This is a genomic window from Oleiphilus sp. HI0061, assembly GCF_001635675.1.
Genome location: NZ_LWFE01000344.1, coordinates 1 through 847, shown reverse-complemented (window position 1 = coordinate 847; position 847 = coordinate 1). Strand labels below are relative to the sequence as shown.

At 43.7% G+C, this 847-nt stretch carries 1 protein-coding gene; it reads left to right on the top strand.

Annotation, left to right across the window (positions count from 1 at the left end; genetic code table 11):
* A partial coding sequence (gene tgt / locus A3735_RS04685) for a tRNA guanosine(34) transglycosylase Tgt (RefSeq protein ID WP_068637660.1) occupies positions 1-847 on the top strand: 847 nt, incomplete at both ends.

The following is an 847-nucleotide window of genomic DNA, read 5'->3' as shown; positions in this document are numbered from 1 at the left end:
GAGATTGGCGCGGATATTATTCTCGGAAATACTTTTCATCTAATGCTAAGACCGGGCACCGACATTGTTGAGAAACATGGTACTTTGCATGACTTTATCCAATGGGATAAACCAATTCTGACTGATTCTGGAGGTTTTCAGGTTTTTAGCCTCGGAGATATGCGTAAGATCAGCGAGAAGGGTGTAACATTCAAGTCCCCTATCAATGGTTCTAAAGTAGAGCTGACGCCTGAAATCTCAATGGAAGTTCAGCGTAAGCTTGGTTCAGATATCGTTATGATTTTTGACGAATGTACGCCTTACCCTGCAACGGAAGAAGAAGCACGTAGTTCAATGGAGCTATCGATGCGCTGGGCTGAACGTAGTAAACAGGCTCACGGTGATAACCCTTCAGCTTTATTTGGCATTGTGCAGGGCGGAATGTATGAGCACTTGCGTGATGAAAGCCTGGAAGGCTTAGCCAATATTGGCTTCGATGGTTATGCCATTGGTGGCTTATCTGTTGGTGAACCGAAAGAAGAAATGATGAAGGTGCTTGATCATATCGGCTATAAAATGCCTGAAGATAAGCCTCGTTATTTAATGGGAGTAGGGAAGCCTGAAGACTTGGTTGAGTCTGTTCGTCGCGGTATCGATATGTTTGACTGCGTAATGCCGACAAGAAATGCTCGCAACGGCCATTTGTTTACTTCAACGGGTGTTATCAAGATAAGAAATTCAGCTCATAAAGAAGACCCATCTCCGCTCGATGAACAATGTGACTGCTATACCTGTAAGAACTTTAGTCGTAGCTATCTTCATCATTTAGATAAGTGTAAAGAGATGCTAGGCGCGCAACTCAACACAA